Source organism: Glaciihabitans sp. dw_435, assembly GCF_018449675.1.
Classification (GTDB): Bacteria; Actinomycetota; Actinomycetes; order Actinomycetales; family Microbacteriaceae; genus Glaciihabitans.
This window is the reverse complement of the sequence record NZ_JAAVUZ010000002.1, coordinates 58,450-82,994: the sequence shown is the minus strand read 5'-3', so window position 1 is coordinate 82,994 and position 24,545 is coordinate 58,450. Positions and strand designations below refer to the sequence as shown.

The 24,545-nt window shown below is 66.6% G+C and carries 22 protein-coding genes; 16 read left to right on the top strand and 6 right to left on the bottom strand.

Annotated features, from left to right (window positions below; genetic code table 11):
* Positions 1–55 precede the first annotated feature (55 nt).
* The 6 genes from HB677_RS03245 to HB677_RS03220 all read left to right on the top strand — a co-directional run bounded on the left by HB677_RS03245 (position 56) and on the right by HB677_RS03220 (position 7,656).
* Positions 56–634 (top strand): TetR/AcrR family transcriptional regulator, encoded by a 579-nt coding sequence (locus HB677_RS03245; RefSeq protein WP_213814238.1) that lies wholly within the window; start codon positions 56–58, stop codon positions 632–634.
* Complete coding sequence (locus HB677_RS03240; RefSeq protein ID WP_213814237.1) at positions 634–3,531, top strand: MMPL family transporter; 2,898 nt, start codon at positions 634–636, stop codon at positions 3,529–3,531. The genes HB677_RS03245 and HB677_RS03240 overlap by 1 nt, the downstream gene beginning before the upstream one ends.
* Positions 3,528–5,546 carry a YhgE/Pip domain-containing protein gene (locus HB677_RS03235; RefSeq protein ID WP_213814236.1) on the top strand — a complete coding sequence of 673 codons (2,019 nt, stop codon included), beginning with the start codon at positions 3,528–3,530 and terminating at the stop codon, positions 5,544–5,546. The genes HB677_RS03240 and HB677_RS03235 overlap by 4 nt, the downstream gene beginning before the upstream one ends.
* Positions 5,547–5,566: 20 nt before the next feature.
* Complete coding sequence (locus tag HB677_RS03230) at positions 5,567–5,941, top strand: hypothetical protein (RefSeq protein WP_213814235.1); 375 nt, start codon at positions 5,567–5,569, stop codon at positions 5,939–5,941.
* 88 nt (positions 5,942–6,029) lie between these two features.
* Complete coding sequence (locus tag HB677_RS03225) at positions 6,030–6,584, top strand: TetR/AcrR family transcriptional regulator (RefSeq protein WP_213814234.1); 555 nt, start codon at positions 6,030–6,032, stop codon at positions 6,582–6,584.
* A gap of 97 nt (positions 6,585–6,681) precedes the next feature.
* Positions 6,682–7,656 (top strand): siderophore-interacting protein, encoded by a 975-nt coding sequence (locus HB677_RS03220; RefSeq protein ID WP_213814233.1) that lies wholly within the window; start codon positions 6,682–6,684, stop codon positions 7,654–7,656.
* A 14-nt stretch (positions 7,657–7,670) separates the two neighbouring features.
* Here the strand turns inward: HB677_RS03220 and HB677_RS03215 are convergent, their stop codons facing one another.
* Complete coding sequence (locus tag HB677_RS03215; RefSeq protein ID WP_374193761.1) at positions 7,671–8,531, bottom strand: sugar phosphate isomerase/epimerase family protein; 861 nt, start codon at positions 8,529–8,531, stop codon at positions 7,671–7,673.
* A gap of 169 nt (positions 8,532–8,700) precedes the next feature.
* Here HB677_RS03215 and HB677_RS03210 point away from each other — a divergent pair, with 169 nt between their 5' ends.
* The 9 genes from HB677_RS03210 to HB677_RS03170 all read left to right on the top strand — a co-directional run bounded on the left by HB677_RS03210 (position 8,701) and on the right by HB677_RS03170 (position 19,444).
* On the top strand, positions 8,701–10,191 hold the full coding sequence (locus HB677_RS03210) for a trehalose-6-phosphate synthase (protein WP_213814231.1): 1,491 nt from the start codon (positions 8,701–8,703) through the stop codon (positions 10,189–10,191).
* A complete protein-coding gene (gene otsB / locus HB677_RS03205) occupies positions 10,188–10,988 on the top strand; it encodes a trehalose-phosphatase (protein ID WP_213814230.1) in 801 nt (266 codons plus the stop codon). The genes HB677_RS03210 and otsB overlap by 4 nt, the downstream gene beginning before the upstream one ends.
* Before the next feature lie 94 nt (positions 10,989–11,082).
* Positions 11,083–12,792: a dihydroxy-acid dehydratase gene (gene ilvD / locus HB677_RS03200; protein WP_213814229.1), complete on the top strand. Its 1,710-nt coding sequence runs from the start codon at positions 11,083–11,085 to the stop codon at positions 12,790–12,792.
* A 41-nt stretch (positions 12,793–12,833) separates the two neighbouring features.
* Positions 12,834–14,663 carry an acetolactate synthase large subunit gene (locus HB677_RS03195; RefSeq protein ID WP_213814228.1) on the top strand — a complete coding sequence of 610 codons (1,830 nt, stop codon included), beginning with the start codon at positions 12,834–12,836 and terminating at the stop codon, positions 14,661–14,663.
* A 4-nt stretch (positions 14,664–14,667) separates the two neighbouring features.
* Positions 14,668–15,174 (top strand): acetolactate synthase small subunit, encoded by a 507-nt coding sequence (ilvN, locus tag HB677_RS03190; RefSeq protein WP_213814227.1) that lies wholly within the window; start codon positions 14,668–14,670, stop codon positions 15,172–15,174.
* Between the two features lie 52 nt (positions 15,175–15,226).
* Complete coding sequence (ilvC, locus tag HB677_RS03185; RefSeq protein WP_213814226.1) at positions 15,227–16,252, top strand: ketol-acid reductoisomerase; 1,026 nt, start codon at positions 15,227–15,229, stop codon at positions 16,250–16,252.
* A 154-nt stretch (positions 16,253–16,406) separates the two neighbouring features.
* A complete protein-coding gene (locus HB677_RS03180; RefSeq protein WP_213814225.1) occupies positions 16,407–17,120 on the top strand; it encodes a DUF998 domain-containing protein in 714 nt (237 codons plus the stop codon).
* A gap of 42 nt (positions 17,121–17,162) precedes the next feature.
* Positions 17,163–18,761, top strand: a complete 1,599-nt coding sequence (locus HB677_RS03175; RefSeq protein WP_213814224.1) for a GAF domain-containing sensor histidine kinase — start codon at positions 17,163–17,165, stop codon at positions 18,759–18,761.
* Entirely contained in the window at positions 18,758–19,444 is a 687-nt protein-coding gene (locus tag HB677_RS03170) for a response regulator transcription factor (RefSeq protein ID WP_213814223.1), read from the top strand. The genes HB677_RS03175 and HB677_RS03170 overlap by 4 nt, the downstream gene beginning before the upstream one ends.
* 30 nt (positions 19,445–19,474) lie before the next feature.
* Here HB677_RS03170 and HB677_RS03165 read toward each other — a convergent pair whose 3' ends face one another.
* Positions 19,475–19,741, bottom strand: a complete 267-nt coding sequence (locus HB677_RS03165) for a DUF3892 domain-containing protein (protein ID WP_213814222.1) — start codon at positions 19,739–19,741, stop codon at positions 19,475–19,477.
* Between the two features lie 2 nt (positions 19,742–19,743).
* Positions 19,744–22,269, bottom strand: coding sequence for a phosphoketolase (locus HB677_RS03160; protein WP_213814221.1), 2,526 nt, complete (start codon positions 22,267–22,269; stop codon positions 19,744–19,746).
* A 157-nt stretch (positions 22,270–22,426) separates the two neighbouring features.
* Between HB677_RS03160 and HB677_RS03155 the strand changes: the two genes are divergently transcribed.
* Positions 22,427–22,909: an aromatic ring-opening dioxygenase LigA gene (locus HB677_RS03155; RefSeq protein WP_255546147.1), complete on the top strand. Its 483-nt coding sequence runs from the start codon at positions 22,427–22,429 to the stop codon at positions 22,907–22,909.
* A gap of 40 nt (positions 22,910–22,949) precedes the next feature.
* Here the strand turns inward: HB677_RS03155 and HB677_RS03150 are convergent, their stop codons facing one another.
* Genes HB677_RS03150 through HB677_RS03140 form a run of 3 tightly spaced genes read right to left on the bottom strand, consistent with a single transcriptional unit; the run spans position 22,950 to position 24,519 of the window.
* Positions 22,950–23,210 carry a DUF6510 family protein gene (locus HB677_RS03150; RefSeq protein WP_255546146.1) on the bottom strand — a complete coding sequence of 87 codons (261 nt, stop codon included), beginning with the start codon at positions 23,208–23,210 and terminating at the stop codon, positions 22,950–22,952.
* Positions 23,207–23,905, bottom strand: a complete 699-nt coding sequence (locus tag HB677_RS03145; protein ID WP_307852463.1) for a ferredoxin reductase — start codon at positions 23,903–23,905, stop codon at positions 23,207–23,209. Before HB677_RS03145 ends, HB677_RS03150 begins: the two co-directional genes overlap by 4 nt.
* Positions 23,906–23,925: 20 nt before the next feature.
* Positions 23,926–24,519 carry a sulfite oxidase-like oxidoreductase gene (locus tag HB677_RS03140; protein WP_213814220.1) on the bottom strand — a complete coding sequence of 198 codons (594 nt, stop codon included), beginning with the start codon at positions 24,517–24,519 and terminating at the stop codon, positions 23,926–23,928.
* Positions 24,520–24,545 lie beyond the last annotated feature (26 nt).

Genomic DNA, 24,545 nt, shown 5'->3' with positions numbered 1-24,545 from the left:
TGTTAACTGACCGATCGGTCAGAAACTGTCCGATCGGTCAGTTAGCGTAATTCCCATGTCGAGTCACGATGATCTGCGCGCCATTGCGCTGTCCGAATTCGCTCGCGCCGGGTACGGCGCGACGTCGCTGCAACGCATCGCCGAGGTAGCGGGACTGTCGAAGTCGAGTGTGCTGTACCACTTTGCGTCCAAGGAGGCGCTGCTCGAGGCCGGGATCTCGCCGGCACTCGACCGCATGGAGGTGATCCTCGACTCGATCGAGGGGGCGCCCCTGAACGACCAGACCCGCCGTGCCTTCATCACCGACTTCGTCGACTTCCTGCTTGCCTACCGCCTCGAGGTGCATTTGTTCATCAACCAGGCACGTTCGCTCGAAGACGTACCGGTGATCGACCGGGCGAACCTCATCGTGGTTCGGCTGGCGAGCTACTTCCACTCGAACGTCGACTCGCCCGTCGATCGCCTCCGGTTCGGCATCGCCCTCGGAGGTGCCGCCTACGTCCTGGCCACTGAAGAGAATTTCGGTCCCGAGACCGAGCCGCTCGCCGACATCCGCCCCGCCCTCATCACCGTTCTCACCGAACTGCTCGCCCCCGTACCCGTCCGCCCCGCCGCAATCCAGGAGCTCATCTGATGGCCACCCTTCTCTACCGCCTCGGGCGTTTCTCCTACAACCGGCCGTGGCCGGTCATCATCGTGTGGATCCTCCTGATGATCGGAATCCTCGGCGGTGGCGCGGCCCTCGGCGGCAAGACGCAGGAGTCCTTCGCGATCCCCGGCACCGAATCGCAGACCGCGATCGACCGCCTTGCAGCGGTCTTCCCGCAGACGGCGGGCGCCAGCGCCCAGATCGTCGTGCAGACGAAGGATGGCGCGAAGCTCGAGGAGCCGAAGTACACGGCCGCGATCGACTCGATCGTCGACAAACTTGACGACATCAAGGGCGTCTCGCAGGGTGTCTCGCCCTTCAGCGAGTACGCAACCGATGCCGTGTCCGAGGACGGCACCACCGGCATCATCAATGTGCAATTCACCGGTCAGACGGCGGATGTCACGGACGCAACCCTCTCGGACGTGCAAGGCCTCGGATCCATCGCCACCGATGCGGGCATGACCGTCGGGTTCGGCGGCCAGGTGTTCCAGGACACCACGTACGGGATCACCCCGACGGAGATCATCGGCGTCGTCTTCGCCGGAGTCGTGCTGTTCATCACCTTCGGATCGCTGCTCGCGGCTGGCCTTCCCCTCATCACGGCGATCACCGGAATCGGCGTCTCGCTCGGCGGGGTCATCGCCGTCTCTGCCTTCGCCACCATCTCCAGCGCAACCCCACTGCTTGCCCTGATGATCGGGCTCGCGGTCGGTATCGACTACGCCCTGTTCATCCTGTCCCGGCACCGAAACCAGATGGCCAACGGAATGGAACCGGAGGACTCCGCCGCTACAGCGGTGGCGACCGCCGGCAGCTCGGTCGTCTTCGCGGGTGTGACGGTAATCATCGCGCTCCTCGGCCTGCTCGTGGTGCAGATCCCGTTCCTCAGTGCCATGGGGGTCTCCGCGGCGGCCGCGGTGTTCGTGGCGATCCTGGTGTCGCTGACACTCCTGCCCGCGATCATGGGACTGGCGAAGGGACGCCTGGCAGCCAAGCCGGGTTCACGCGCGTACCGCCGGGCTACGACGGACGGGACATCCCGTGTCTCCTTCGGTGAGCGCTGGGTGAAGCTCGTGCTCAAGGCGCCGATCGTCGCCGTGGTTGCTGTCGTCGTGATCCTGGGGACGCTCGCGATCCCCGCGTTCAGCCTCACGCTCGCGCTGCCGGACGGCGGCTCCGAGCCGAAGGGCTCTGTAGCCCGCGAGTCCTACGACACCATTTCCGATGCCTTCGGCCCCGGCCACAACGGTCCGCTGATCGTTCTCGTCGACATCACGCAGAGCACCACGTTCATCGATGACCTGAAGTCCGTCGGTGACCAGTTGCGCGAGCTCCCTGACGTCTCCTACGTGAGCCAGGGGTTGCCGAACGCGACGCTCGACACCGCCATCATCCAGGTCATCCCGAAGAGCGGGCCGGACTCGCCCCAGACCACCACCCTCGTCAACGCCATCCGCGACATCGCCCCGGACATCGACAAGAAGTACGACATGTCCATCGCCGTCACGGGCGCAACGGCCGTGCAGATCGATATCTCGACGCGGCTGAACAACGCGCTCGTGCCGTTCGGCATCATCGTGGTCGGACTCTCGATCATCCTGCTCATGATGGTGTTCAGGTCGGTCTTCGTGCCGATCAAGGCGGCCGTCGGGTTCCTGCTGTCGGTGTTCACTTCGTTCGGTGTCGTGGTCGCGATCTTCCAATGGGGCTGGTTCGCCGACGCGCTGGGGGCCGTGCCCGGCCCGATCCTCAGCTTCATGCCCATCCTGCTGATGGCCGTGCTCTTCGGTCTCGCGATGGACTACGAGGTGTTCCTCGTCTCCGGAATGCGAGAAACCTACGTGCACACGGGTAACCCGCGGCAGGCGATCGTGAAGGGCTTCTCGAACGCCGCCCGCGTGGTCACCGCCGCTGCCCTCATCATGTTCTTCGTCTTCGCCGCGTTTGTGCCCGAGGGCGCCGGCGTGATCAAGGTCATCGCGCTCGGCCTTGCCGTCGGCATCCTCGCGGACGCGTTCCTCGTGCGCATGACCCTCGTTCCCGCCGTGATGGCGCTGCTCGGCCACGCGGCCTGGTGGATGCCGAAGTGGTTGTCGCGCATCCTGCCCAACGTCGACATCGAGGGGGAGAACCTCCGCGCCCACCGCGAAGAAGTCGAGTGGGCAGACCAGCACCGCGCCGATGCGATCACGGCCGACTACCTCGTCGCCGGGGCACGCGACTCCACGGTCGGTCCGATCAGCTTCGGCATCGCCGCGGGAACGATCGTGCGCGTCGCCGGGGATGCCGCAGACCGCGCGGTCCTCGCCGCGACGGTGGCCGGGCGTCTGAAACCGTTGAGCGGACACGTGCAGGTGCTGGGTCACCCGCTGCCGTCCGAGTCATCCGCCGTCCTGCGTCTCGTCGCCCTCGAAGACATCGGGGCGTCCGAGAGATCGGACGTGCGCGGCCGGTTCGGCGATCTTCTGCAGGAGCGGATGCGCCTGACGGGCTCGCGAAACCGGGGTGGCTCACTGCGCCGCCGGGCCGATGAGTGGGTCGACAGGGTCAACTCCGCGCTGGCGACCACCGGTAACACGATGCGCCTGTCGGCGGAGACCGAGGTTGAGCAATTGCCGCAGCTCGAGCGTGCGGTCGCCCTCGCCGTGATCTCCCTGTCGGAGCGCACGCCCGTGGTCATGCTCGACCAGCTCGACGCGTTTGCCGACGTCAACGACGAGATCGCCTTCCTGCTGATTCTCGACCGGCTCGCCCCGGACACCACGACCATCGCGGTTGGCACGCCGCTGCCGCCGCGGGCGCTCGAACGCGTCACGACGACGCGCACCATCACCACCATCGACCTGTACAGCCTGAACCGAGAGGTGGCATCCGTATGAGCCAGTCAACCGATTCCACGCCGCGCGGCAAGCGTCGCCGCAACGCCGCGCTCGCGGTGGTCGTGCTCGTTCCCCTCGCGTTCGCGGGACTCGTGGTGGGCGCGCTGTCGCAGGTCAAGTCGGGTGTCGACGCGATTCCCGCGGCCATCGTCAACAACGACAAGCTGATCACCACCACCGCGGCCGATGGCACCAAGAGCACGATCCTCGCCGGTCGCCAGCTGGTGACCGAGCTCACGGGCAAGGACTCCCCGGGATTCGACTGGACCATCACCAACGACAAGGACGCCAAGAAGCTCCTCGCCGACGGCAAGGTCTACGCGATCCTCGAGGTGCCGGAAGACTTCTCGAAGTCGATCACGTCTCTGTCGGGGGATGACCCGCAGCAGGCGAACATCACCATCAGCACGGATGACTCGCACAACTACCTCACGGGCGCCGTCGCGCAGACCGTGGGCGACGGCCTGGTGGCAACGTTCGGCACCGCCATCACGCAGCAGTACATCGCGGGCATCTATTCCAGCATCGGGACTGTCGGCGGCTCGCTGTCGGACGCTGCCGATGGAGCGGCCAAGCTCTCCGATGGCGCGACGAGTCTCTCGTCGGGCCTCGATAAGGTGACCGACGGTGTGGGGTCGGCCCAGTCCGGCGCCGCCAAGCTCGGCGACGGGGCACGGTCCGCCGCCACGGGAGCCAGCAAGCTCGCGAGTGGAGCGGGTACCGCCGGAGCGGGAGCGACCAAGTTCGCCAGTGGTGTCGGTAGCTACGTCGGGGGAGTGGGGTCGCTGGCCAGCGGACTGCACACGCTCGCGTCATCCATCTCGAAAATCGATGCGAGCACGTTCGGCCTGCCGGACTACACGGGAGGCGTGTCGGCGATTTCGGCCCAGCTGACCCGCGCGGCGGCCACCCTCAAGGCCAACCCGACAGACCCGACCGCGCAGGCGACGGTGCAGGCGCTGTCGTCCGCGCTCGCCAAGGCGGCGAGTAACGGCCCGGCCATCGTGGGCGGCGTCAACACGACGTTCGACAAGCTTGCGGCGGGGGCAAGCAAAAGCGCCGCCGGTGCCGACACACTTGCCTCCAGTGGTTCGAGCCTGAAGTCGGGAGCGAAGGGTCTCGCGTCCGGCTTCACGAGCCTGCAGTCCGGGGCGAGCTCGCTGGCGAGCGGGCTCACCACGCTTGGTTCCGGCGGAACGAGCCTCGCGTCCGGGCTCGGCACGCTGAAGGACGGCGTGGCGAAGTCCGCGGACGGCGCGTCATCGCTGGCCACCGGAGCGGGCACCCTCGCTGACGGACTGAAGTCCGGGGCCACGCAGGTGCCCTCGTTCACGGAGGCGCAGACCAAGACGGCCTCGACGATCGCGGCGTCCCCGGTGGGGCTGACGGTCGACCGCAACAACGAGGTGTCGTCCATCGGGCAGATCATCGCCACGCTGTTCGTGCCGCTTGGCCTCTGGATCGGTGCCCTGGCCATCTTCCTCGTGCTGCGCCCGACGACCCGCAGTGTGCTGTCGTCGACCGCGTCCAACGGACGCATCACCCGGTCGGTTGTCGGTCGCGCGAGCATCATCGCGGCAGCGCAGGCGGTGCTGCTCGTCGCGCTCCTGCACATCTCGCTCGACGTCTCGTGGGCCCTGCTGCCAGCGACCCTGCTGTTCTCGCTGGTGATGGCTGTCGCCTTTACCGCCTTCCACTACTTCCTCAGTGTCTGGCTCGGACGGTTCGGACTGGTGGTCTCGATCGTGCTGCTTGCCATCCAGATCACCGCGACCGGCGGGTTGTACCCGATCCAGCTGCTCGCGGGGCCGTTCCAGGTGATCAGTCCCTTCCTGCCGCTCACCTACGGGGTCGCGGGAATGCAGGCGATCATCTCCGGCGGCAGCGTCGGTGCCGTGGTGCTGCCGGCCCTCGGTCTTCTGGTCTTCGGTGCGCTCAGCGTTCTCGTGTCGTTCGCAGCCCTCGGTCGCATGCGGCGGGCGCGGGCACTGGGGCTCGTGCCGGCAGCGGCCTGAGCGATGCGGTGATCTGACACGTGGTCGATCAGGACAGCTATGCCGGCGACGGGCCCGATCTTCTCGGGCTCGCCGACCGGTTCTGGCGGTGGCAGGACGTGCTCGCGGGGGTCACCCCGCCGGCGCGTCCGGGTTCGAGCGCTGCGGTCGACACCGACACCGCCCTCGACGTCGGCGACGAACTCGATGCCGTGCTGGCGACGTCCGACCGCGACGACCTGCTGCTGGCGATCATCCAGGCGCGGGGCAACGACACGACCGACCTGGAGGCGCTCGGCGCCGGAGTCGTCGACGACATAATCCACGGGGGAGATCCCGATGTGCTCGCCCGGATGCGCCACTACGGCGTGGCTGGACCCGTCGTCGCGGCGATCGCCCGGGCCGCGAGCGACTGACTGACGGCGCCATACATCATCACGGTGCGTGGGAAAAGACCCAGCGTTGTATTTGACGAAGAATCATGTTCACCCCTAGGCTTCCGCTGTGACTGACCCCCGGATAGCTCGCACGCGTGATCATGTTCTGCAGACGGCCATCGGCATGCTGGCTGTTCCATCCGGCGAGCCGCTCACCTTCAGCACTCTGGCCGCCGAGGCGCAGGTATCCCGACGCACGCTCTATGTGCACTGGGGAACCATGCAGCAGATCCTGAGCGACATCATCGGGGTGCGCCGAACTCGGATCGTCGTCGATCCGTCCGAGAATGCGTCGCCCCGGGACATCCTCAAGGAGTTCCTCACGGCCCTCCGCAACGACCTGCACGAACCCGTCACCGCGCTGGCGCTGACGGCGCTGCTCAGCCAGGCCGCGCAGGACGAGCGCGCCGCCGACATCGTGCTCGCCTCCAGCGTCGGGGGCACCGACGAGATCAGCTCGCTGCTCGGGCCCGTCACCCAGCTGCAGCTGTCCCTCCTCATCGGGCCGCTGTTCTACTCCGAGTTCTTCCTGCGCACGCCTGCATCGAACGCCATCGTCGACGATCTCGTCGACACGGGCATGCGCACCCTTGGGCTGCAGGAACTCACCACCTCCGACTAGGCGCTGGCGCCCGGCAATCCCCGCGGTAGCGCGGCGGCCCGGCAGTGCTCAGGGCTTTCCGAGGCGGATGCCACGGGGCCGCTGTCATACTTAGGTAATGCTTACCTCGCGGGATTCCTCGGTCGTTCTCGATGACCGACCCGCCTACCGTCCATATGTGGCGCGGGTGTCGGCGCTTCGGTCGCTGTCCCCGCACTTCACCCGGGTCACCTTCACCGGGGATGATTTCGCGACGTTCGGCACCGCCGGGCTCGATCAGCGGATCAAACTGCTGCTGCCCCTGCCGGGAATCGGACTGAGCGACATCGGCGCGAGCGACGAAAAGTCGCTGGCCGAGGGCGACTGGTATGCGCGCTGGCGTGCCCTGCCCGAGCACCTGCAGAACCCCTTCCGCACCTACACCGTGCGAGCGATCCGTCCCGCGCAGCGCGAACTGGACGTCGACTTCGTCTCCCACGGCGACGGGGGACCGGCGGCCCGTTGGCTGCTCGGCGCGACGGTCGGGGACGAGCTCGTGATTGTCGGTCCGGATTCCCGCAGCACCGGCTGGGCGATCGGCCTCGACTGGCACCCGGGCGATGCCACGCACCTGCTGCTCGCCGGCGACGAAACGGCGGCTCCCGCCATCTGCTCCATTCTTGAATCCCTGCCGTCCGGAACCCACGCCACCGCGTTCATTGAGGTGCCGACGGAAGAGGACTTCCTGCCCCTGACGGTTGCCGAGGGGTGCCGGGTCGTCTGGCTGGGGCGGGGCGACCAGGCGCACGGCAGCAGGCTGGATCCTGCGGTTCGGGCCTGGGTGGACGAGCACCACGCCCTCATCATGCCGACGCTCGAGCACGCTCCCCAGGACCTCGCCGATGTCGATGTCGACACGGAACTGCTCTGGGATTCACCCGAGGTTCAGGCCAACGCCCCCGTCGCCGCGGGGCACGACTTTTACGCGTGGCTCGCCGGAGAGGCGGGCGTCATCAAACTGCTGCGCCGGTTCCTTGTCGCCGAGACGGGCATCGACCGATCCCGTGTGGCGTTCATGGGCTACTGGCGCCTCGGCAAGGCCGAGACCCAGTAACACGGGAGCCGGGGCTAGTTGGCCTGGGGCTTCTCGACGGTGTTGGGCGCCGCGTCCGTGCCCGCCGGCGGAGCAGCCGGCTCGGGCTGTGCGGGAGCGATGGGCGTGAGCTTGTCCCGGGCGAACGCCAGGGTCTCGACGAGCAGTTCCAGGCGGTCCTGCTCGGTCTTCGCCTTGCGGGTGTTCACCTCGGCGACGACGGAACCGTTCCAGTTCTCGCGCACCAGGTACTCGAGCACCTCGGCAACGGGTTCGCTTCCGCGACCCGGCAGCAGGTGCTCGTCGAAGATCTTTCCCTCGTCCATCGAGCCGGAGCCGTCGCAGAGATGCACGTGGCGCAGCTTGGTGCCCATGGCCATGGCGAGCTCAAGCGAGTCGCGACCCGACAGGGACGCGTGCGAGAAGTCGAGGGTCATCGAGTCGACGTCCATCTTGGTGGGGTCAGAGCTGGGGGAGTACGCCTTCAGGCTTCGTCCGCCGGCACCCCAGGGAAACATGTTCTCGACGGCGATCTCGACGTCGTACTTGTTCGCGGTGACGCGCACGATTCGCTCGAAGTCCCGGGCGTAGGAGGCCTGCCAGCGGAACGGCGGGTGCACAACGACGCTGTCGGCGCCGACAGCGCGCGCGAGTTCGGCGGACTTGTCCAGCTTGATCTGGGGATCGCGTCCCCAGACGAAGTGGGTGAGGAGCAGAACGGGGGCGTGAATGGACAGCACCGGAAGGTTGTACTTCTTCGACAGCGCCTTCAGCGCTTCGGGGTCCTGCGTGGCGGTGTCGTTGGTCACCATCACTTCGACGCCGTCGTATCCCGCCAGGTGGGCAAGCCGGAAGGCGTGCTCGGGTGGCAGGGGATAAACGCATGTGGTGCTCATACCGACGCGGATCATTGAACACATCCTAGGTGGACACCCTGAACGTGGGGTGTCCAGCGGAACAATCGTGGAGTGTCGGGCACAAATCCTCGACTAAAGCTCGGCTGGTATCCTTGGGTGGGCTTACCGGGCAGGGTGCGCAGAGCAGTCCACACGGAACAGGCAAATAATGACGAACGACAATCCCGAACAGTACGACTTTGTCGTGCTCTCCAACCGACTCCCCGTCGACCGCGTCGTTGCGGCAGACGGAACCGCCACCTGGGAGCATTCCCCGGGTGGCCTCGTCACGGCGCTCGAGCCGGTGATGCGTGCCGCCGACGGTGCGTGGGTCGGATGGGCCGGCCAGGCCGACCTCGAATTCGATCCCTTCTACAGCGATGGCATTCACATCATCCCCGTCACCCTCACCGCGGACGAGGTCGAGAACTACTACGAGGGCTTCAGCAACGACACCCTGTGGCCGCTCTACCACGACGTGATCTCCTCGCCGAGCTACCACCGCGAGTGGTGGGAGTCCTACGTTCTGGTCAACCAGCGGTTCGCCGACGCCGCGGCCGCCAGCGCGGCTCCGGGCGCGGTCGTCTGGGTGCAGGACTACCAACTGCAGCTCGTGCCCAAGATGCTCCGTGCCGCCCGCCCCGACCTCACCATCGGGTTCTTCAACCACATTCCGTTCCCTCCCTACGGCATCTACTCGCAGCTTCCGTGGCGCAAGCAGATCATCGAGGGTCTTCTCGGTGCCGACGTCATCGGCTTCCAGCGGGTCGCCGACGCGGGCAACTTCGCCCGCGCCGTTCGTCGCCTCATGGGCTACGTCACCAAGACGCCGCTGATCGAGGTTCCCGGTGAAGAGCCGCGCACGGTGCTCGCCAAGGCCTTCCCGATCTCGATCGACTCCTCGAGTTTCGAAGAACTGGCGCGTCGCCCCGACGTGCAGGCCCGGGCGAAGGAGATCCGCGAGGGTCTCGGCAATCCGAAGACGATCATGCTCGGCGTTGACCGTCTCGACTACACCAAGGGGATCGGTCACCGCCTCAAGGCATACGGCGAGCTCCTCTCGGAGGGTCGCCTCGAGGTCGAGGACGTCACCCTCGTGCAGGTCGCCAGCCCGAGCCGCGAGCGCGTGCAGGCCTACATGCAGCTCCGGGACGAAATCGAGCTCACGGTCGGCCGCATCAACGGTGACTTCGCCACGATCAGCCACACCGCCATCAGCTACCACCACCACGGTTACCCCCGTGAAGAAATGGTTGCCCTGTACCTCGCGGCCGACGTCATGCTCGTCACCGCCCTCCGCGACGGAATGAACCTCGTCGCCAAGGAGTACGTGGCAAGCCGCTTCGACGAGACCGGCGTGCTGGTGCTCAGCGAGTTCACCGGAGCCTCCGACGAACTCAAGCGCGCGCTGCGCATCAACCCGCACGACATCGATGGCCTCAAGGACGCGATTGTCCACGCGATCGAGATGCCGCGCGAGCAGCAGGCAAAGCGCATGCGATCCATGCGCAAGCAGGTGCTGCGGTTCGATGTCTCCCGCTGGTCGGTCGACTTCCTCACCGCGTTGCGCCAGTCCCGCGTCGTCCCCGCCGTCATCGAAGACGACGACGACCCGCTGGGCGAACTCGAATCAACAATTGATCGGATCCGCAGGCCGTGAGTGTCAGTGAAAAGGGGCTCTCCCGCGAACTCGTGGGAGCGCTCAACGAATTAGCGCGGGTGAAGCGACTCCTCGTCGCTCTCGACTTTGACGGCACGCTGGCGCCGGAAGTGGATGACCCGGAGAAGGCCCGCGCGATTCCCGAGGCCCACGCGGCTGTACTCGGGCTCCTCGCTCTTCCCAACACCCGCGTCGCCCTAGTCTCGGGACGTGCCCTCGCCAGCCTCGAGGCAGTGACCGATCTTCCCGACGAGACGCTGCTCGTCGGATCTCACGGCATCGAGATTCGTCTCGATTCGCCGGATGACTCGATGGCGCTGAACTCCACGGAGATCGAGCGCGTGGGAGTCCTCAACGAGGTGCTCGGCGAGGTCGCCGACTCGTTCGACCAGGTCTGGCTCGAGTCCAAGCCCGCCGGCTTTGCCCTGCACACCCGGCTTGCCACCGAGCACAACTCCCGCGTCGCGCACCTCGTGGCGCTGAGCGAGGCCCAGGCCGAGCTCGACGACCTCAAGATCCGCGAGGGAAAGAACGTCCTCGAATTCTCGGTGCGCTCCACCACCAAGGGGGAGGCCCTCGAACATCTGCGGGGCTACACCCACGCGGACGCGGTTCTCTACGCCGGCGACGACGTCACCGACGAGGACGCCTTCGCCACCCTCCAGCCGCACGACGTCGGGCTCAAGAGCGGCAGCGGTGACACGATCGCCGACCACCGTGTGCCCGGTCCGCTCCAGGTGGCGCAGGTGCTCGCGCTGCTCGCCGAATACCGTGGCGGCAACCGGCACGAGCAGTAGCCGTTCGCGGCCGTGGGTGTCCCTGGTGAGGGTCACTCATTCCGGCACGGGCCCACGGCATTCCGGCGCAGCCAAAAGTCCTAGACTTTGAAACATGCCGGACACATCCCTGCCTACACCCGATATCAAGCCACGCTCTCGCACCGTCACCGACGGAATCGAAGCACTTACCTCCCGCGGAATGCTTCGTGCGGTAGGTATGGGCGATGCTGACTGGGACAAGCCGCAGATTGGTATTGCGAGCTCCTGGAATGAGATCACCCCCTGCAACCTCTCCCTTGCCCGTCTCGCGCAGGCCGCCAAAGAAGGCGTCCACGGCGGTGGCGGATACCCCCTGCAGTTCGGCACCGTCTCTGTCTCCGACGGAATCTCGATGGGCCACGAGGGAATGCACTTCTCCCTGGTCAGCCGTGAGGTCATCGCCGACTCCGTCGAGGTCGTTATGCAGGCAGAGCGCCTCGACGGCTCCGTGCTGCTCGCCGGCTGCGACAAGTCGATCCCCGGCATGCTGATGGCTGCCGCCCGCCTCAACCTGTCGTCGGTGTTCCTCTACGCGGGCTCGATCGCTCCGGGCTGGGTCAAGCTCAGCGATGGGACCGAGAAGGACATCACGATCATTGACTCCTTCGAGGCTGTCGGCGCGGTGAAGGCCGGGCGGATGTCCGAGGCCGACGCCAAGCGAATCGAGTGCGCATTCGCTCCCGGCGAGGGTGCCTGCGGAGGCATGTACACCGCGAACACAATGGCCGCCGTGGCCGAGGCCCTCGGCCTCAGCCTTCCCGGATCCGCGTCGCCCGCGTCCGCCGACCGACGTCGTGACTACTACGCGCACCGCTCGGGCGAGGCAGTGGTCAACCTGCTCCGTCTTGGCATCACCGCACGGGACATCCTGACCAAGGACGCCTTCGAAAACGCAATCGCCGTCGCCATGGCTCTCGGCGGATCGACCAACGTGATCCTCCACCTGCTGGCCATCGCCTACGAGGCCGAGGTCGAGCTGACGCTTGATGACTTCAACCGCATCGGTGACACGGTTCCCCACCTCGGGGACCTCAAGCCCTTCGGCAAGTACGTGATGAACGATGTCGACCGTCACGGCGGAATCCCCGTGCTGATGAAGGCACTGCTCGACGCCGGACTCATGCACGGAGACGCGCTCACCGTGACCGGCAAGACGCTCGCCGAGAACCTCGCCGACATGGAGATCGAGGCGCTCGACGGCAAAGTGCTGCGCACCCTCGACAACCCGATCCACGCGACCGGCGGACTCACCGTGCTGCGCGGCTCGATGGCTCCCGAGGGCGCCGTCGTCAAGACCGCCGGATTCGACGCCGACATCTTCGAGGGACCCGCCCGGGTCTTCGAGCGTGAGCGCGAAGCACTGGATGCACTCACCGAGGGATCGATCAACGCCGGTGAGGTGGTGGTCATTCGCTACGAGGGTCCCAAGGGCGGACCCGGCATGCGCGAGATGCTGGCCATTACGGCCGCCATCAAGGGCGCAGGCCTCGGTAAAGATGTACTACTGTTGACGGACGGACGATTCTCAGGCGGCACAACCGGCCTCTGCATCGGCCACATAGCTCCCGAAGCAGTCGACGCAGGTCCGATTGCCTTCGTGCGCGATGGTGATCTCATACGGGTCGATATCGCAGCTCGCTCGCTTGACCTACTGGTCGATCCAGCAGAGCTGGAAGCTCGCCGAATTGGCTGGGCTCCCCTTCCTCCTCGCTACACCCGTGGCGTCCTCGCGAAGTACTCCAAGCTTGTGCACTCGGCCGCCGAGGGCGCAGTCACCGGATAGCTTCGTGCTCGAGACATCCATCAGAAAGAACTGATTTCCCCATGACCACGGAACACGTTCCCGTGCCTACCGCATCGGCACGCCTGCCCAAGGCTCCAGTGACGCACGAGCCGGAGATTCTCACCGGTTCTGGCGCCATCCTCCGGACTCTCGAGCACCTCGGAATCACCGATGTGTTCGGGCTGCCCGGTGGCGCCATCATCCCCTTCTACGACGAATTGATGGTCTCGACGGCCATTCGTCACATCCTTGTCCGTCACGAGCAGGGCGCGGGCCACGCGGCAGAGGGCTACGCGTCCTCGTCCAACCGTGTCGGCGTCGCCATCGCGACGTCGGGTCCCGGCGCGACCAACCTCGTGACGGCGATCGCGGACGCCCACATGGACTCGGTGCCGCTGCTGGCCATCACCGGCCAGGTGTTCTCGACGTTCATGGGTACCGATGCGTTCCAGGAGGTCGACATCGTGGGAATCACGATGCCGATCACCAAGCACTCGTTCCTCGTCACGCGTCCGGAAGATGTGCCCGCGACGCTCGCGGCCGCCTACCAGATCGCCACGACGGGCCGTCCCGGCCCGGTGCTCGTGGACATCACCAAGGACGCGCAACAGAACTCCGCGCCGTTCATCTGGCCGCCCAAGATCGACCTGCCCGGCTACCGCCCGGTGACCAAGGCTCACGGAAAGCAGATCCAGGCAGCGGCCCAGCTGCTCGCCGAGGCCAAGCGTCCCGTGCTGTACGTCGGCGGCGGGGTCATCCGCGCCCAGGCATCCGAGGTCCTGCTTGCCCTCGCCGAGCTCACGGGTGCCCCGGTGGTGACCACGCTCATGGCGCGCGGTGCGTTCCCGGACTCGCACGACCAGCACCTGGGCATGCCCGGAATGCACGGCACTGTGCCGGCGGTGCTCGCCCTCCAGGAGAGCGACCTGCTCATCTCGCTGGGTGCTCGCTTCGACGACCGCGTGACGGGCAAGGCGAGTGACTTCGCGCCCGGCGCCAAGGTGGTCCACGTCGACATCGACCCGGCCGAGATCTCCAAGATCCGTTTCGCCGATGTGCCGATCGTCGGCGACGCGAAGGACGTCATCGCGGACCTGATCGTCGCGTACACCGAGGCGATCAAGACAGCAACGCCCGACCTCGCCGAGTGGTGGACACGTCTGAATGGGCTGCGCGAGCAGTACCCGCTCGGCTACGACCTGCCCGACGACGGACTGTTGTCGCCGCAGATGGTCATCGAGCGCATTGGGCAGATGACCGGGCCGGAGGGCGTGTACGCCGCCGGTGTCGGCCAGCACCAGATGTGGGCAGCGCAGTTCATCAAGTACGAGCGTCCGAACTCGTGGCTGAACTCGGGCGGCGCCGGAACCATGGGATACGGCGTACCGGCAGCAATGGGTGCAAAGGTCGCCAACCCCGACCGCGTGGTCTGGGCGATCGACGGTGACGGATGCTTCCAGATGACCAACCAGGAGTTGGCCACCTGCACCATCAACAACATCCCGATCAAGGTCGCGATCATCAACAACTCGTCGCTCGGTATGGTGCGCCAGTGGCAGTCGCTGTTCTACGACGGACGTCATTCCTTCACCGACCTCAACACCGGCCACATCAGCGGTGACGAGGTCACGCGAATGGTGCCGGACTTCGTCAAGATGGCCGACGCCTACGGTGCCCTCGGTATCCGGGTGACCCGCGCCGAGGATATCGACGCTGCCATCCAGCTGGCTCTCGACACCAACGACCGCCCCGTCGTTATCGACTTCATCGTGAGCCGTGACGCCATGGTGTGGCCGATGGTGCCGCAGGGCGTCAGCAACTCCGCCGTGCAGTACGCCAAGGAACACGCCCCCGAGTGGGAAGAGGAGTAACCCCATGAGTCACGTACTCTCCCTCCTCGTCGAGGACAAACCCGGCCTGCTGACTCGCGTCGCGGGGCTGTTCGCCCGCCGCGGCTTCAACATCGAATCTCTCGCCGTGGGTAAGAGTGAGATCGAGGGGCTCTCCCGCATCACCGTCGTGGTCGATGTCGAGGAACTGCCGCTGGAGCAGGTCACCAAGCAGCTCAACAAGCTCATCAACGTCATCAAGATCGTCGAGCTTGAGCCTGCACAGTCCGTCACCCGTGAGCACCTGCTCATCAAGGTGCGCGTGGACAACAGCACGCGGTCGCAGATTCTTGAGGCCGTCAACCTGTTCCGCGCCCACGTGGTGGACGTCGCCACCGACGCCCTCGTGATCGAGGCGACCGGTGACAGCGGAAAGGTGCAGGCGCTGTTGCGCGTGCTCGAGCCCTACGGCATCAAGGAGATCGCGCAGAGCGGGCTCCTCGCCATCGGCCGCGGTTCCAAGAGCATCACGGAACGCGTCTTCAAGAACTGATGAACTTCATCCCCGTATTTACGCAATCCAACGAAACAAGGAGAACCACGAAGTGACCGAAATCTTCTACGACAAAGACGCCGACCTGTCTCTCATCCAGGCCAAGAAGGTAGCCGTCATTGGGTACGGCTCGCAGGGTCACGCCCACGCGCTGAACCTGCGCGACTCCGGCGTTGAGGTCGTCATCGGCCTGAAGCCCGACTCGAAGTCGCGTGCGAAGGCCGAAGAAGCTGGCTTCACCGTTCTGACCGCTGCCGAGGCATCCGCGTGGGGCGACGTCATCGTCATCCTGGCGCCGGACCAGTACCAGCGTCACATCTACAAGGACGACATCCAGCCGAACCTGGCCGAGGGCAAGACGATCCTCTTCGGCCACGGATTCAACATCCGCTTCGGCTACATCGAGGCTCCCGAGGGCGTCGATGTCATCATGGTCGCCCCCAAGGGACCGGGTCACACCGTGCGTCGCGAGTTCGAGGCCGGCCGTGGCGTTCCCGTCATCGTCGCCGTTGAGGAAGACGCAACCGGCTCCGCCTGGGCGCTGGCGTGGAGCTACGCCAAGGGCATCGGCGGACTGCGTGCCGGTGGCATCAAGACCACCTTCACCGAAGAGACCGAAACCGACCTGTTCGGTGAGCAGGCAGTGCTCTGTGGTGGCGTTTCGCAGCTCGTGCAGTACGGCTTCGAGACCCTGACCGAAGCCGGCTACCAGCCGCAGATCGCCTACTTCGAGGTTCTTCACGAGCTGAAGCTCATCGTTGACCTCATGTGGGAGGGTGGCATCGCCAAGCAGCGCTGGAGCGTCTCCGACACCGCCGAGTACGGCGACTACGTGTCCGGCCCGCGCGTCATCGACCCGCACGTGAAGGACAACATGAAGGCCGTCCTCGACGACATTCAGTCCGGCGCGTTCGCCAAGCGTTTCATCGACGACCAGGACGCCGGAGCTCCCGAGTTCCTCGCGCTCCGTGCCAAGGGTGCAGCGCACCCGATCGAGGCGACGGGCAAGGAGCTTCGCGCCCTGTTCGCCTGGAAGCAGGTCGACGAGGACTACACGGACGGCTCCGCCGCGCGCTAGTCAGTCGCCTCCACGATCCGGGAGGGTCGGCCCACAAGGCCGGCCCTCCTTTTCGCGTTCTCGGGGGCTGTCCGGTCGCTGGCGCGCAGGCACATATCTCCAGTCACCTTCTGACGATTTAAGCCCTCCACGCTGGCTGTGCGAGGCTGGGCGGATGACCCTGCGCCCCGCCTCGCCCGCCAGCGATCCCGACCGGCTCCGGCGCCGCCTGGCCACGGCGACCCTCATCGGAGTGGCGATCTACATCCTCGTCGACGTGGTGCTGCAGGGCCTGCCGCCCTACTACAGCCCGATCTCCGAGGCGGAGAGCAACCTCGCGGTGGGTCCGTACGGCTGGGTCATGGATCTCAACTTTTTGCTGCGCGGCGTGCTGACCGTGTGCCTGGTGATCGCCCTGTCCCGGGTGGGGCCGCCCCGGCTCACCCGCACCATTGGTCTCACGCTCACCGCGATCGGAGGGGTGAGTTCTGCTGTTCTTGCGGGGTTCCCGACAGACGTCGTGCGCCCGGGCGGTCCCGGGGAAATGTCGATGCTCGTGGCGACCTCGGCGGTCGGAGACATCCACATCGTCCTCGCGACCATCGGATTCATTGCGGCGCTCTCCGGCTTCGCCGTGCTCACGGTCTGGATGGGCGGGTCGCCGCTGGGCATCCGCCGGGGCGACGGCCGCCGGCCGCGCACGTTTACGGCCGCCATCGTCTGCGTCATCGTGGGGTTCATCGGCCTGCTCTGGATCGTGCAGACCTCGCAGCCTGCCTCGCTCTCGCAGGTCGCGGGTCTGGCGGAGCGGCTGGCCCTCGCCGGCATCCTCGGGTGGGTCGCCGTCGTCTGCGTCGGGGTGCTGGGGTTGCCGCGCGTTTCGAGGTGACCTCATATCCGCGTACGCTTGCGCCGAGGCACGGAGGTGGATGTGACGGGCGATGAGCACGAGACGCGGCTGCGCACCCTCCTGAAAGTGACGCAGACTGTCAGCCAGGAACTCGACCTCGGAATCGTGCTGCAGCGCATCGTCGAGGCCGCGGTCGAACTCGTCGGCGCGCGCTACGGTGCGCTGGGAGTCATCGCCCCCGACGGTCACCTCGAACAGTTCATTCACGTCGGCATGTCCGACGGTGATATCGCGCGGCTCGGTCACCTTCCCGAGGGCCACGGCCTGCTCGGCGCCCTCATCGAAGACCCGCACCCGATCCGCGTCGACCACCTCGCCCGGGAGTCCCGCTCGGTCGGCTTTCCCGCCAACCACCCGCCCATGGAGAGCTTTCTCGGCGTCCCCGTGCGCGTGCGTGACGAGATCTTCGGCAACCTGTACCTCACGAACCAGCACGACGGCCACTTCTCCGCCGAGGACGAGGAACTCGTCACCACACTGGCAGCGTCCGCCGGCTTCGCGATCAATAACGCGCGCAACTACGCGGAGACCCGCCGCCGCCAGGCCTGGGCTGACGCCTCCGCCGAGATCACCGCGACGATCCTCTCCGACGACGACATCGACCCGGTATCGATCATCGCTGCCCGGGTGGGCGAGCTTGCGGGTGCCGAGTCGGTGCGATTCATTGTGCGGGCGGATGACACGGCGCGCGTCACCCCACAGCCGAGTGCACCCGGACACGCCCGCGCCCCGTACAACGAGACCGAGGACGATCACCGCGCCCCCACCATGATCGTGCCGTTGCGTCTCGCCACCGGCGAACGCGGAGTGCTGGTGGTCACCCGTGCCGTCGGCGCGGAGCGGTTCACCGACGCCGACCTCGACATGGCGGTGGACTTCGCCGCCCGCGGCAGCGTGGCCAAGGAGCTGCGTGCGTCCCGGGCAGAGGCGCAGCGGCTGATGATCCTCGAGGACCGCGGCCGCATCGCGGAAGACCTGCACGATCATGTCATCCAGGGCCTGTATGCGACGGGGTTGCAGCTGCAGAGTGTTGCGGGCACGCTCGGCCCGGGCCGCGCGGCCGACCGGGTCGAGGCATCCATCGACAATATCGACGCCGCGATCACCCAGATCCGTACGGCGATCTTCGCGCTGTCGAGTTCGCGAACCGAGAGCGAACCCGCCCTGCGCAACCGTGTCATCGACGTCGTGCGGGACCTCGCGCCGGGGCTCGCGCAGACGCCGCACATCTCGTTTGCCGGCCCCATCGACATGTCCGTCACCGGGAGCCTCGCCGATGACGTTGTCGCGGTGGTGCGGGAGACCCTGACCAACGTGTCGAAGCACGCCGCCGCCGATCAGACCTCGGTCGCGCTGTCGGTGAGTGACGGTCGCGTGACCCTGTCCGTCGAGGATGACGGGGTAGGGATTCCCGCCGACCGTCCCACCGGCAACGGCCTCGGCAATCTCGCCGCACGGGCAACGCGGCGCGGGGGAGAGTTCACCTTCGACTCCCGTCCCGGCCAGACCCGCGCCGTATGGTCGGCGCCCATGACCGGCAGCGCGCCCGCGGACATCACCACTGACACCAGCACCGCAGACGACAGCACCGCACGTGACAACACGGGAGACGCAGCATGACCGAACCCATCCGGGTGTTCCTCGTCGACGATCACGAGGTGGTGCGCCGCGGTGTCGCCGACCTGCTGCAGTCGCAGCCCGACATCGTCATCGTGGGCGAGGCGGGGACCGTCGCGCAGGCACGATCCCGTATCGCGGCGACGAAGCCCGATGTGGCGCTGCTCGACGTGCGTCTGCCCGACGGCAGCGGCGTGGACGTGTGCCGCAGTGTCCGCCTGTCGGCGCCGGATGTGCGGTGCCTCATGCTGACGTCGTACGACGATGACGCCGCCATGTACGCGGCGGTTCTCGCCGGGGCATCCGGTTATGTGCTCAAAGACGTGCGCGGCAGCGGTCTCATCGACAGCGTCCGCCGGGTCGCCTCGGGGCAGTCGCTGCTGGATCCCGCGCTGGTGGCACGGGTAACGAAGCGCCTGCAGAGTGAGGGCGATGGTGACCCGCTGCTCGCGGGGCTGAGCATTCGCGAGCGCGAGGTGCTCGCCTACATTGCGGACGGCCTGACCAACCGCCAGATTGGCGAGAAGCTGTCGCTCGCCGAAAAGACCGTGAAGAACTACGTGTCGACAATGCTGGGCAAGCTCGGGCTGCAGCGCAGGACCCAGGCCGTCGCCCTGCAACTGTCGACAAGAGCGGCGAACGCCCCGACGGACCTGTCCCGCAGCTGGGAGAACCACCCGAGGTGATCCTCCCGGCCCGGGTTCAGGGTGCCCGGGCTAGCTTGCCTGGGGCAGATCCAGCAGGTTGTTGTGATCGGTCGAGTCGCTGTCGGCACGCAGGTACAGGCCGTGGGGCTCGTGGGCATCCACGACCTGCGTCCGTCCTTCGGGACCGTTCACGTAGTAGGTGCACTGGCCAAGCTCGATGTCGAGGATGGCGTCCACGGCGGACCGCGGCGACCAGCTCTCGGCGTCGTTCATCACGTGGGTGATGTACCCCTGCGCGTTCGTCTGAACCGCCGTGACGTGTCGTTCGTCGCGCACTGTTACTTGCCCTTCGTGGCGGGATCGCCGTCGGCGGACTGGGTCGCACCGGCCGCGTTGTCATCGCCCGTGGAGTCGACACGCACGTCGGCACCCTCGAACGGGAGACCGAGAACGCCGGCAACGTCCGCACTATCCTCGCCGTGCGCCCGCGTGTACGCGCGGTGGGCGATGCGCTCGTCGTCCATCCGCTGCGAGAGCGGTGCGTAGTTGACCTCGAGGGCCGGCACGCGGCGGATGACGTCCATGACCAGACGGAACCGGTCGAGATCGTTGAGCATCAGCATGTCGAACGGAGTCGTTGTGGTGCCGCGCTCCTTGTAGCCGCGCACGTGAATGTTGGCGTGGTTGTGGCGACGGTACGTGAGCTGGTGCACCAGCGACGGGTAGCCGTGGAACGCGAAGATCACGGGCTTGGTGCGGGTGAACAGCGCGTCGAACTCGTCGTCGGTGAGCCCGTGCGGGTGCTCGGTGCTGGTCTGCAGGCGCATGAGGTCGACGACGTTGATGAAGCGCACGCGCAGCTGCGGGATCTCCTTCTTGAGGATCTGCACGGCGGCCATCGCTTCGACCGTCGGCACGTCCCCGGCGCAGGCAACGACGACGTCGGGCTCTTCGCCCTCGACCTCGGTGCCGGCCCAATCCCAGATGCCGAGTCCGCGCGCACCGTGCGCGCGGGCCTCATCGAGGCTCAGCAGGCTCGCGGTCGGCTGCTTGCCGGCGACGATCACGTTGACGTAGTTGCGGGATGCCAGGCAGTGCTCGGCCGTGACCAGCAGCTGGTTCGCGTCGGCGGGCAGGTAGACCCGCACGATCGAGGCCTGCTTGTTGACGACGTGGTCGAGGAAGCCGGGGTCCTGGTGCGAGAAGCCGTTGTGGTCCTGGCGCCAGACGTGCGACGAGAGGAGGTAGGTGAAGGATGCCACGGGGCGGCGCCATTCCACCTTCTCGCTCGATTCCAGCCACTTGGCGTACTGGTTGAACATCGAGTCCACCACGTGGATGAACGCCTCGTAGGAGGTGAAGACCCCGTGACGCCCGGTGAGGAGGTATCCCTCGAGCAGTCCCTGGGTGAGGTTCTCGCTGAGGATCTCGATCACGCGGCCGGTGTGGGCCAGGTGCTCGTCGGTCGGCAGCACCTCGCCCTGCCACGCCTTGTCGGTGACCTCGTACACGTCATCGAGGCGGTTGGAGGCTGTCTCGTCGGGTCCGAAGATGCGGAAGTTGTCGGGGTTCTTCTCGATGAGGTCGCGCAGCCACTTGCCCATCACCCGGGTGGGCTCGGCGAGGACGCCGCGGCCGTCCGAGAGGTCGATGGCGCGTGCTTCCAGCGGAGGCAACACGAGCGACTTCATGAGCAGCCCACCGTTGGCGTGCGGGTTGGCGCTCATCCGGCGGTCGCCGAGCGGACGGTTGGCGCCCAGCTCGCCGCTGGGTCGTCCCGCCTCGTCGAACAGTTCCTCGGGGCGGTAGCTGCGCATCCACTCCTCGAGCTGCGCGAGGTGTTCCGGGTTGTCGCGGACGCCCGAGAGGGGAACCTGGTGGGCACGCCACGTGTTCTCCACCGGCAGGCCGTCGACGAAACGCGGTCCCGTCCAGCCCTTGGGGGTCTTGAGGATGAGCATCGGCCACGCCGGGCGAACCGTTGCGCCGTCGTTGCGGGCGGCCGACTGGATGGCGGCGATGTCGGCGAGGGCCTTCTCGAGCGCTGTGGAGAAGCGCTCGTGCATGATCGCGGTGTCTTCCCCGTCAAAGCCACCGGAGACGATGACAGGCGCGTAGCCGTAGCCGCGGAACAGCGACAGCAGCTCCTCCTCGGGGATGCGCGCAAGCACCGTGGGGTTGGCGATCTTGTATCCGTTGAGGTTGAGGATCGGCAGCACGGCACCGTCGGAGACGGGGCTGAGGAACTTGTTGAGGTGCCAGCTCGTCGCGAGGGTCGCCGTCTCCGCTTCACCATCGCCGACGACGCAGGCGACCACGAGGTCGGGGTTATCGAGGGCTGCACCGTAGGCGTGCACCACCGAGTATCCGAGCTCGCCACCCTCGTGGATGGACCCCGGGGTTTCGGGGGAGGCGTGCGATGGGATGCCACCGGGGAACGAGAACTGGCGGAACAGGCGACGGATGCCGTCGCGGTCGAAAGAGATGCTGCTGAATAGTTCCGAGTACGTCTCGTCGAGCCAGGCGTTCGCCACCATGCCGGGGCCACCGTGTCCGGGGCCGGCGATGTAGATGGCGCTGAGGTCGTGCTCGATGATCGTGCGGTTCAGGTGCGCGTAGATGAAGTTGAGCGCCGGGGTCGTGCCCCAGTGGCCGAGCAGGCGCGGCTTGATGTCGGCAACCTCGAGCGGTCGTTCCAGCAGCGGGTTATCGAGCAGGTAGATCTGGCCAACGGAGAGGTAGTTCGCCGCACGCCACCAGCGATCGACAGTCGTCAGGTCCGGGGTCGGGCGGGGATCCACGAGCAGGTCCTTGCGGGTGCCGGTGGCGGGGAGCGTATCGATGAGAGAAGCCTCAGTGTCCATGTCCCCAGTTTGCTGATTAATCCTCCCTATGAACAGGGCACAAAGTCCCGCCCGGAGAACAGCCGAGGTTCGGGACTTTGTGCTCTGCCCGGCGGCGCGGGGGAGCGCTGTACTGAGAGCAGCTGCACCGACCGGTGCACCAATGAAAGGCCATCCCATGACCGCAACACTGTCCCACCCCGCTACCCCCGCTCCGGCGATCGCACTCGGTGGCCGCAAGGCCACGGTCATCCGCTCCATCGGACTCCTCGGCATCATCGGTGGTCTGCTGCTCATCCTCGTCGGAGGCAGCGTGTGGGTGATGGTCAGCTCCCAACTCAGCGCCGAGAAGATCACGGTCAGCGAAGACTCCTCGTTCCTCGCCGGGGCGAAGGTCGACGGGCCGTTCACCGCCTACGCGCAGGCGACGATCATCAACCACCACGCGCTCACCATGGCCGAGGGAAAGACCTACGCCGAGCTGGCAAAGGATGACCCGATCCGCACCACCGTCATGGACGCGTCGTTCCTGCGGGCATCGCTCTTCACCTCCGTGGTCTCCTACGGAGTTGCGGTCTTCGCGATCGGCATCGGCGTTCTCGTCGGAGCATTCGGCTGGGTCATCCGCACCCTCGTGCCGTCACGCAAGACGATCGCGTAACCCGAACGGGCGCCACTGGGCGCCCGGGATGGCGTGCGGCTTAGAGCGCCACGTGCAGGCCGCTGATGCCCTGCAGGTCGAGCCACGCGCCATCCGCGGTCCGCACCACCGTGAGCAGCATGCTGTCGCACAGGTGGCAGCGGGCAACGAAGCCCATCTCATCCTCGTAGACCATGGCGCGGGCGAGCACCGTCACGTCGCCGCAGCCAACGCAGCGGCCGGAGGCGCATGTCACGTCGAAGGCGAACAGGTCGGACAGCGGTCCGGCCAGGGCGTTTCCATCGACGTGACGTGGCATCATTTGCCGCCGAACCGCTCGGTCTTCACGGATGTCGGCTCGTGTCCGAGCGCGACGAGAATGTTGGCGACGCTCTCCACGAACCCGGTGGGACCGCAGACGAACACCGCGGGGGAGATGCTCGCGGGGTACGTCGAAGCTTCGAGGATCTCCCGCGAGATGCGGCCGGGTTTCGACGGCCAGTTGGCCGGCACCGCCCGCGTGTAGACGAAGTTGAGGTCGAAGTACGGGGAACTCTCGGCGAGGGCGCGCAGTTCGTCGGCGAAAAAGACGTCCTGCGGGGTGCGTACCGAATAGAGCAGGCGGAACGGGGCTGTGCTGCCGGATGCCGCGTGCGAGCGCACCATCGCGATGAGGGGCACAACGCCCGAGCCGCCGCCGATGAGTTGCACGGACTCGGTCTGTTCTGGCTTCCAGACGAACCAGCCGCCGAGGGGACCGCGGAGCTCGAGTTCGTCGCCCTTCTGGATGTCATCGACAAGGTAGGGCGAGACTTCGCCGTCGGGGAACTTGTCGACGGCCAGCTCGACGCGGTCGCCGGGGCCGGCGGAGGCGATCGAGTAGGACCGCACGGCGGTGTAGCCGTCGGGTGCCGTCAGGCGCAGGTCGAGGTGCTGGCCCGCGAGGTTGCCTCCCCATCCGGGAACGTCAACCATGATGCTGCGCGCGGAAGGTGTCTCGGTGCGAGTTGATGCCACGACGCCCACCTTCCAGCTATCTACCAATACCGCTGCTCGAGCCAGGGGTCACCGTAGAGGTGGTACCCGTTTTGCTCCCAGAATCCCGGGTCATCCGTTTCCATCATGCGCAGGCCGTTGACCCATTTCGCACTCTTCCAGAAATACAGGTGGGGAACCAGCAGTCGCGCGGGGCCGCCGTGTTCGGGGTCGAGCGGTTCGCCGTCGTACTCGGTGGCGATCCAGGCCTTGCCGTCGAGCAGGTCTTCCAACGGGACGTTAGTGGTGTAGCCGCCGTACGAGTGCGCCATGACGTAGGCGTTCTCGGTTTCGATGCCGGCGAAGATCTTGTCCAGCGAGATTCCGCGCCACGAGGTGCCGAGCTTCGACCAGCGCGTTACGCAGTGGATGTCGGTGTGAATCTCTTCCAGGCCGAGGGCCTGCATTTCGTCCCAGCTCCAGGTGTACTGCTTGCCGGATTCGGTCTGGACGCGGAAGCTCCAGTCAGCGGTGTCGATGTCGGGGGTGGGGCCCGCCGACAGCACCGGAAAGTCTTCGGCCAGGTACTGGCCGGGGGGTAGATCCGGGTTGTGCTCACGGGAGCGGCCGGAAAAACCGCGAGAGATGATTCCCATTCGAACTCCTTCGGTTGGCAACACCC

What these genes read in the sequence shown, in the direction of transcription:
- HB677_RS03245 (WP_213814238.1), top strand. Translation starts at nt 56, where the DNA reads ATGTCGAGTCACGATGATCTGCGCGCCATTGCGCTGTCCGAATTCGCT.
- HB677_RS03240 (WP_213814237.1), top strand. Translation starts at nt 634, where the DNA reads ATGGCCACCCTTCTCTACCGCCTCGGGCGTTTCTCCTACAACCGGCCG.
- HB677_RS03235 (WP_213814236.1), top strand. Translation starts at nt 3,528, where the DNA reads ATGAGCCAGTCAACCGATTCCACGCCGCGCGGCAAGCGTCGCCGCAAC.
- HB677_RS03220 (WP_213814233.1), top strand. Translation starts at nt 6,682, where the DNA reads ATGCTTACCTCGCGGGATTCCTCGGTCGTTCTCGATGACCGACCCGCC.
- HB677_RS03215 (WP_374193761.1), bottom strand. Translation starts at nt 8,531, where the DNA reads ATGAGCACCACATGCGTTTATCCCCTGCCACCCGAGCACGCCTTCCGG.
- HB677_RS03210 (WP_213814231.1), top strand. Translation starts at nt 8,701, where the DNA reads ATGACGAACGACAATCCCGAACAGTACGACTTTGTCGTGCTCTCCAAC.
- ilvD (WP_213814229.1), top strand. Translation starts at nt 11,083, where the DNA reads ATGCCGGACACATCCCTGCCTACACCCGATATCAAGCCACGCTCTCGC.
- HB677_RS03195 (WP_213814228.1), top strand. Translation starts at nt 12,834, where the DNA reads ATGACCACGGAACACGTTCCCGTGCCTACCGCATCGGCACGCCTGCCC.
- ilvN (WP_213814227.1), top strand. Translation starts at nt 14,668, where the DNA reads ATGAGTCACGTACTCTCCCTCCTCGTCGAGGACAAACCCGGCCTGCTG.
- HB677_RS03180 (WP_213814225.1), top strand. Translation starts at nt 16,407, where the DNA reads ATGACCCTGCGCCCCGCCTCGCCCGCCAGCGATCCCGACCGGCTCCGG.
- HB677_RS03170 (WP_213814223.1), top strand. Translation starts at nt 18,758, where the DNA reads ATGACCGAACCCATCCGGGTGTTCCTCGTCGACGATCACGAGGTGGTG.
- HB677_RS03160 (WP_213814221.1), bottom strand. Translation starts at nt 22,269, where the DNA reads ATGGACACTGAGGCTTCTCTCATCGATACGCTCCCCGCCACCGGCACC.
- HB677_RS03155 (WP_255546147.1), top strand. Translation starts at nt 22,427, where the DNA reads ATGACCGCAACACTGTCCCACCCCGCTACCCCCGCTCCGGCGATCGCA.
- HB677_RS03150 (WP_255546146.1), bottom strand. Translation starts at nt 23,210, where the DNA reads ATGATGCCACGTCACGTCGATGGAAACGCCCTGGCCGGACCGCTGTCC.
- HB677_RS03140 (WP_213814220.1), bottom strand. Translation starts at nt 24,519, where the DNA reads ATGGGAATCATCTCTCGCGGTTTTTCCGGCCGCTCCCGTGAGCACAAC.